This is a genomic window from Streptomyces griseomycini (assembly GCF_014203535.1).
Taxonomy (GTDB): Bacteria; Actinomycetota; Actinomycetes; order Streptomycetales; family Streptomycetaceae; genus Streptomyces; species Streptomyces griseomycini.
In genome coordinates, this window is the sequence record NZ_JACHJI010000046.1 from 1 (window position 1) to 7,734 (window position 7,734).

Sequence of the window (7,734 nt, forward strand, 5' to 3'; positions counted from 1 at the left end):
ACGCGATCCCCGCAACTACCTGGCCTTTCTCGGCCTCGCCGCCGCCCTGTGCTGCTACAAGCGACTCATCTGCCTCACCACGTAGGACACGGTCTCAGGAACACGGGTCGGGTAGGCGAGGTGAGCGCGGATGTTCCTGAACCCCCGGCGGACCCGGGCCAGGGTGAGCCGGTCCGAGGCGGTGGGTTTCTCCCAGGGCCGGCGGAGGTCTTCGGCGAGTGGCCAGGTGAGCCGGAGTTGGGTGTGGGCGACGATCAGGAGCCAGGTCCAGCGGTCCGCAGCCTCGGGAGTACGGAGTTTCGGGGTGGTCCAGCCGAGGGGCTGTTTCGCGAAGCGGAAGGTGTGCTCCAGGTCGAAGCGGCGGAGAAATGCCTGCCAGAAACGGTCCACGTCGTCCGGGGTCGCACCGGTCTTCGAGGACCATAACCACACCGGTGGGGCGTTCCGGCCCTTCGACAGGTGTTCGACCTTCAGCCGGATCAACGTGCCCTCGACCAAGGGCAGTTCGCCGTCGTGGTCGAGCCATGAGGAGCGGTGGGTGAGCCTTGGGTGGACCCGGTCCCACGCCTGGGTTTCGGCCTTGCCGTAGTTGGTGGTGTCGGTGACCGTGGTGATCGCGGGCTCGGGCCAGGTCTCCGGCTTGGCGAAGCGGAACTCCGGGCCGTGCTTGGGTGGCCGGCCGTTCGTCCCCGGCCGGCGGGGTGGCTTCGGCAGACGCATGACCCGGTCGGACAGCACCCTGCCGACCAGCTCGACGGGCAGGTCACGCAGGACCCGCGCCAGGCGGGTGACGTCATAGCCGGCGTCGCTGACGATCACGATATGCGGGTCCCCGGCCTGCCACTGCCCCGCGGCGATGAGCCGCTCCACGACACCCCGCATCTGGGCGGCGGTGACCGCGGTGGCGTCGTCCGCCGAGCCGAGCCGGACCGCGTCCAGGATCGCGGTCCAGGACGTGGCGCCAGGCTCCAGCACGGCCACGAAGGAGTAGGGCCAGCCCGGGATGAACTGCGACGCCGTCTTCGCGCGGCCGTAGACGTGGCAGAACAGCCGCTCCGCCGAGCACGGCGCGTCCGAGCGGAGCCACGGCGACACGTCGACCGCCAGGACCAGGCGCCCGCCGTCGAAACGCGGCAGCGACAGCCCGGACAGCACCGTCCGCAGCCGATCCATGTCGATCCGGCCGTGATTGAGACCGCCGTACATCGCTCCGTGCCCACGACGATGCTCGGGCAGCAGCGTCAAGTCCACCGGGGACTTCACCGCGCCGTCCGCACACAACACCGCATCGGTCAGCTCGAACAATTCGTCGCGCCGAGCGGTCAGACACTCATAGAACTCGCCTCGGAAGCGTGACGCTTCCGCGAACGCTTCCCTCCGGACAGCATCAGGCAGCAGACTCACCCTTACGGCCTTCGTCTTGGTCACGTGCACCTTGGTCGGAGCATAGGATCAGACGAAGGCCGCCCCCACGTCCGGTGAATCCCCAGGTGAGCGCCCCAGTACGAGACACCGTTCGAGACCGGAAGAAAAAGAACAAGCTGACGGCGTGTCGGGGTGTGGTGGGGCCGGGTGCCGGCCCTGGGCTCAGGCCGCGGCAGGCCGGCTGGTGACGGCGGTGACCTGCTCCCGGACAGCGAAGCGGACGGCCGTCCCGGTGCGGTGTCGGGTGCCGGTCATCAGGTGGCGGCGGGGCCGGAAGTGGGGTGAGATGCCGCTGAACGCGGCCAGGAACCGCTGCGCGGCGCCCACGCTGCTAAAAGCTTTTCATCGCCCGTTCTCGTTGCCGGGTGGGCCGGTGGCTGTTCTCGGCCCGGTTGTTCAGGCCCTTGTGCGACCGGTGCTCGACAGAAGGGCATGGCCTCGCGGTGGGCCGCTCGGTGGGAGTGGAGCTTGTCCGTGACGATCACCCGCGGCACCCGGCCCGTCTTCGTCAGCAGCGTGCGCAAGAAGCGCTCGGCCGCAGCCGTGTCCCGGCGGCTCCGCACCAGGATGTCCGGCACCATCCCGTCCTGGTCCACAGCCCGTCACAGGTGTTTCCGCTCACCGTTGATCTCGATGAAGACCTCGTCCGGATGCCCCTTGCCGCCGGGCCGAGGCTGTCGGCGGCGCAGGCCGTTGGGGTACTGCTGACCGAACTTCCAGGCACCCGCGCCGGACGGTCCCGCACGAGACGATCATGCCGCGCTCCAGCACCAGCTCCCCGACCTCCCGGAAACCGAGCGGGAAGCGGAAGGACAGCCACACTCAGCGCGAGATCACCTCGACCGGACACCGGTGCCCCCTGCACGACGGCGCACTGTCCACGGGCGGTCCCCTCCACCACGACCAACCCGAAGACCATCCCACCCAGACAGCCAACATGACAGCACCTCCAGCAGTCATGCGGCCGATGAGACCGAGCTGGCGGCCCTGTGGGAGGTGGCGGCTGGCTGCCCGGACCAGACGGTGACTTACGAGCCGGCGCCGTAGCCCGCAGGTGGCCGACGCCGAAGCTGTCTGCTGCCCGCGGGCAGTGACGCGCCTGGTGGTGCGGGCGGTTGGCGGTGTGCAGTGCCTGAGGCCCGTGCTACCGCAGGCGGTGCCAGTACTGATGGCCCTTCAAGACCTCGTAGCTTGATGTGGTCTGCTGAGCGGTGTCCGTGCCGCATAACAGGCCGAGCTGTTCGGCGACGGCGGGGAAGCACGGGTGCATCTGCCGGTTGCCGACCGTGGCCAGTACCGCCAGGGGCGGTTCTTTGGCCTGGCGGTCTTCGTCGACCAGCCACAGGATCACGCATTCGCCGTCGCGGTGCAGCCGAGGCAGTGTGGGCAGGCGCTTGCGGAGCAGCGCCCAGCCGGTAATGGCGCCGACGCGTGCCGTGTCCTTCAGGAACGGGCGCAGACCGCTCGTGCTCTCGTACAGCCGCGCGGACTCCAACAGCGCGGATTGCGCGGAGCGGAACGGCCGATGGGGTGTCCCGGCCGGGGGAACAGGCCGCGTATCCGGCCGCCGCATCCGAGGGGCCGGCGCGGTCGGGCTGGTGGTTCCGGGGATTGGAGCGGTTTTTGCTTCTTCGGCCGACCGGCAGCTGGTCGCGGCGGGGCACCGGGGCAGGCTCAGGACGCGCCGCCTTTGGAGGGGCGACCGCGGCCTGCTGCCGTTGCTTCTCCCGCCGACGACGGGAGGTAAGGATCTCCTTGGAGGACTGCAGCAGCGCCCGCTGCTGCCGGGTCTTGCTGGGCAGGGCGTCTGCTGTCTGCTGCCAGGCCAACGTGTATAGGTCGGCCGCCTGCGCGACGGCATGGCTGTCAATGGCCCGCTTCAGCTCGGTCAGGGTGTGATCGAGCGCGCGGCGGACCGTGGTGATCTCCATGAGCGAGCGCGGCGCACGCCTGGTGGTCTGGTGGCGAAAGTCCGTCTGCCGGGTGGAGCCACCGCTCAGCCGTATCCGATTCCTCATGGCCCAAGGGCTTGCACCGCTCGACGACGACGTGACGCAGGGATCATGCCGCCGTCCACTCCCTGGTCTGTGTGGTGGATTGCGTGAGGGCCGTGGTGTTCCCCGCGAGGGCGGTATCAATCACAACAAGTAGTTGATCTTGTCGTGTCAGTAGTGATGCGGAAACGAGATCTCATCTCGTACAACCGTCGGTAAACGTCATGATCATCACATGGCGTTCTGGGTCTTGGCGTGGCGATGTCCGTTTCCTGGCCATTGACCTGACGTTCTGTTATGGCGTTAGTTACTCGCGGCATCTGTGTGATCGTTGTGGGTGGGGTGTGGCGGGGATGTGGACCCGGTTGCGGGGCGGGAGATCTGTCGTGTCCGGGCGAGGCGGTAGCACCGCAGGACCGGGCAGCGGACGCGGTCGGGATATGACGGCGAGGGTGACCGCGGCGGTCTGCGCCGCGGTGATAGCAGCCCTGGTGCCGGGACCGGCGGCCTTCGCACAAGACACGGCGCCGGACGCGACGCCGTTGTCGGAGGGGCAGAAGGCGCTGCAGGAGGCGCAGGAGTCCGGCCGGCGGGTGGAGGTGACAGGGGAGCGCACAGAACGCACCACGGTCTTCGCCAACCCGGACGGCTACACCTTCACCCTTGAGGAGTCGTCCGTTCCCGTCCGTGTCACCACGCCCGGGGGCGGCTGGCAGAAGCCGGACGCGACGCTGGAGACGCGGGCGGACGGCACGGTCGGCCCGAAAGGCGCCGCGGTGGAGATGGCGTTCTCCGGCGGCGGCAGCGATGATCCGCTGGCGCGGATCGAGGACGAGGGCCGGTCGCTGGCGCTGGACTGGCCGGGCACGCTGCCCGCCCCGCGGCTGGACGGCTCCAGCGCCGTGTATCCCGAGGTTCTGCCGGACGTCGACCTGAAGGTGACAGCCACCCCGGAGAGCTTCCAGCACGTCCTGGTGGTCAAGACCCCCCAGGCGGCGGCGAACGAGGACCTGAAGAAGCTCACCTTCGGCCTCAAGGCCAAGAACCTCACGATCGAGGAAGGCGCGGCCGGCAATCTGGCCGCGGTCGACGGCAACGGCACCACGGTGTTCCGGGCGCCGCCGGCCCAGATGTGGGATTCGGCCGGCCAGGACGCCTCCAGCGGGGCACAGCCGCAGCTGCTGACCACCGCAGCCACTAGCACCGGGGACGGCACCCAGGCGGGCGAGCCGTCGGATCCGGCCGAGACGGCACCGTCCGGCTCCGGCCTGGAACCGGGCCAGGGCGACACGGTGGCGCGTATCGACGTCGAGGTCGGCAACGACTCGCTGTCGGTGATCCCGGACCCGGAGATGCTCACCTCCACCGCCGCGTCGGCGTTCCCGGTGTTCATCGACCCGACGGTGACCTGGGGCGAGTCGGAACGCACCCTGCTGCGCAGCGACGGCTACGAGTCCTACGGCTGGAGCAACGGCGAGGACGACCTGGGCAAGGGCGCGGGCAAGTGCGGCACCTGGAACGGCTACTACTGCGGCCCCGGATACGTACAGCGCCTGTACTTCGAGTTCTCGGCATCCAGCCTGAGGGGCAAGCAGGTGCTGGACGCCACGTTCCGGGTGACCGAGCCGTGGGCGTTCCAGTGCGACCCGCGCTGGGTGGACCTGGTCCGCACCGACAACATCTCCTCCTCCACGACGTGGTCGTCGCGGCCCAAGCACCTGGACCTGATGGGAGACCGACATGTGTCGGCCGGCCGCGGCTCCCTGTGCGACCCGGACTCGCCGGACGCGCCGATCGAGTTCAACGACAACCCCGAGGAGACGAACGAGAACCTCACCTCCACGGTCAAGAACTTCGCGGCGGGCAAGTTCCCCCGGCTGACGCTGCTGATCAAGGCACACGACGAGTCCGACACCTCGGCCTGGAAGCGGTTCCGCAACGACGCGGTGCTCGCGGTGGACTTCGTCGGGCTGCCGGACAAGCCGAGCGAGATCGGCCTGGTCGCGGGCTCGGGAACGGTCTGCGAGAAGAACGAGAGCGACCCGGCGGTGGTGTCGGACCCCACACCCGCACTCGCGGCCACCGCCCAGACCAAGCCGGGCGGTGAGAAGGACGCCCAGCTGCGCGTCTACTTCGACGTCGACAAGAAGGACGGCAGCACATGGGCGGACGCGGCGGCGGGCAACGGCGACCTGCGCCCCTCGACCGGCTACGCAAGCGACAACACCAAGCTGACCCTGAACTGGTCGACGCTGACGGACGGCACCCTGTACCGGTACCGGGCCTGGGTGCGCTCCTACTACAACGGCGGCAAGGACTACCTGGCCGGCCCGTCCAACGCGTCCACGACAGGCTGGTGCTACTTCAAGGTGGACTCCGCGCCCCCGAAGGCGCCGACCATCACCGTAGGCTCCCCCTACCGTCCCTGCACTGCCAACGACTGCCAGGCGGGCGGCGGTCCCGGTGTGAAGGCAACGTTCACCTTCACCCCGGCGATCGGCGACACCAACCTCGCCTACCAGTACAAACTGTCCTCGGAGGCCACATGGTCGGCCGAACTGAAGGGCGCGACCGTCACCACGGACATCACTCCCACGCGTGGTGGCCTGCACCGCGTGTACGTGCGGGCCAAGGACAGCCTCGGCTGGGGCGAGCAGTCCGTGACCGACTTCCTGGTCGGCGCCGGTGAGGGCCCGATCGGACGGTGGCGTTTCACCGAGGCAGACGGAGCTGCACAGGATTCCGCCACCGCCGATGGCCGCGACGACGCGTCCCTGGCCGGCAACGCGGTACGGGACGACCGCGGCCGACGCGGTGTGATCACCCATGACGCTGCGGACAACCCGCTGGAGACCCCGGTCACGGACAAGGGGCTGGCGCTGAACGGCAACACCGGATACGCATCCACCAGCACCCCAGTAGTGGAGACCCGGGCCTCATACACGCTCTCCGCCTGGGTCCGTGTCGACGCCGGCGTCTCGCACACGATGACCGTACTCGGCCAGATACCGGACAACGCGAGCCCGTTCGCGAAAAAGTACACCCCGTTCGGCCTGTCGTATGCGGGCGGAGGAACCAACACCTGGAGCCTGAGCGCGCTGGCCGCGGACGGAACTCTCCGCAAGGCGGCCGCCAAGCAGGCCACGCCACGCGGTGTATGGACCCACGTCGTCGGAGTACATGACGTCGCGGACAAGAAACTTCGTCTGTATGTCAACGGCAAGCTGCAGGCGACCGCGGACGCCGGAACCCCGTGGCAGACCACTGGCGCGCTCCAGATCGGCAGAGCCATGTGGGCCGACACCCCGACCGACTACTTCGCGGGGTCCATTGACGAGGTCACGGTGTGGCAGAGGGCCCTGACACCGGATGAGATCACCGACGAAGCAACCCTCATGAACTCACCGAACCGCGCGGCGGTGGAACTGGTCGCGGACTGGTCGGCCGAGCGGGGCAGCGGCAGCACCGTTCCGGACACCACCTCCGGCTACGGCCGCTCGCTGGCCCTGGACGGCGGGGCGAAGCTGGAAGGCGAAGTGATCGTCCTCGACGGCACGGACGACGCCGCGACCGCGTCCGGACCGGTGGTCGACGACACCGGGTCGTTCACGGTCACCGCCCTGGCGGACCTGGACACCGACAAACTGGCGGCCAAGCCGGTCGGCTACACCGGACAGGTCGTAGGCCAGCGCACCGCGGACGGCTCAGCCTGGGGCATCTGGTACGAGCGGACCGGCAGCAGGACTGTGGTCGACGAAACAACCGGGGAGCTGAAGAGCGTCCCGGAGGGCTTCTGGCGCTTCGGCCGGCTCAACGCCGACGGCACCTTCAATGCGGTGGTTTCTGAAGAGAGCGCCGCGCTGGACGGCATGGTGCGCCTCACCGGCGTCTTCAACGCCTCCACGGGCACGATCAGCCTCTATCTGAGCAATATGCAAAACGGGGACTCGCAGGCTTTCACGGCGAAGGCCGGCTCGGGCGACTTCGCCGTCGGCAAGGGCAGCACCGACGGAACGTGGCAGCACTACCTGCCCGCCCAGGTGGCCGAGGTGCGGGTGTGGGCCGGTGCGATGGCGACTCCTGAGCAGGTCGGCGAGACCGTGGTCGACTGAAGCAGCAGGCGGTGGGGGCAGGCGCAGCGCCGTGCCTGTCCCCACGGCGCCGGAACGACAGCAGACGCAGCGGCGAGTCTGCGCACGACGTGCGGAACTTCATCACTTAGAGGTCCTAACAGAAGTTGTTGATCAAGTGACCGTCGACTTGTCCGCTCGTTGGTCGGGGCATGGAGAAGCGTCAGTCGCGGCCGTGGATCGTG

Annotated in this window: 2 protein-coding genes and 2 pseudogenes; 1 reads left to right on the forward strand and 3 read right to left on the reverse strand. The window is 68.8% G+C overall.

Going from position 1 to position 7,734, the window contains the following annotated elements; translation table 11 throughout:
* Positions 1–93: 93 nt before the first annotated feature.
* The 3 genes and pseudogenes from FHS37_RS38510 to FHS37_RS38520 form a co-directional block, all read right to left on the reverse strand.
* A pseudogene (locus FHS37_RS38510) lies at positions 94–1,404 on the reverse strand (NF041680 family putative transposase); the annotation flags it as partial.
* Between the two features lie 183 nt (positions 1,405–1,587).
* Positions 1,588–2,247, reverse strand: a pseudogene (locus FHS37_RS38515) (IS6 family transposase).
* 322 nt (positions 2,248–2,569) lie between these two features.
* A complete protein-coding gene (locus tag FHS37_RS38520; RefSeq protein WP_184829957.1) occupies positions 2,570–2,920 on the reverse strand; it encodes a hypothetical protein in 351 nt (116 codons plus the stop codon).
* A 939-nt stretch (positions 2,921–3,859) separates the two neighbouring features.
* Between FHS37_RS38520 and FHS37_RS38525 the strand changes: the two genes are divergently transcribed.
* Positions 3,860–7,531, forward strand: a complete 3,672-nt coding sequence (locus tag FHS37_RS38525; protein WP_184829959.1) for a LamG-like jellyroll fold domain-containing protein — start codon at positions 3,860–3,862, stop codon at positions 7,529–7,531.
* Positions 7,532–7,734: the final 203 nt, after the last annotated feature.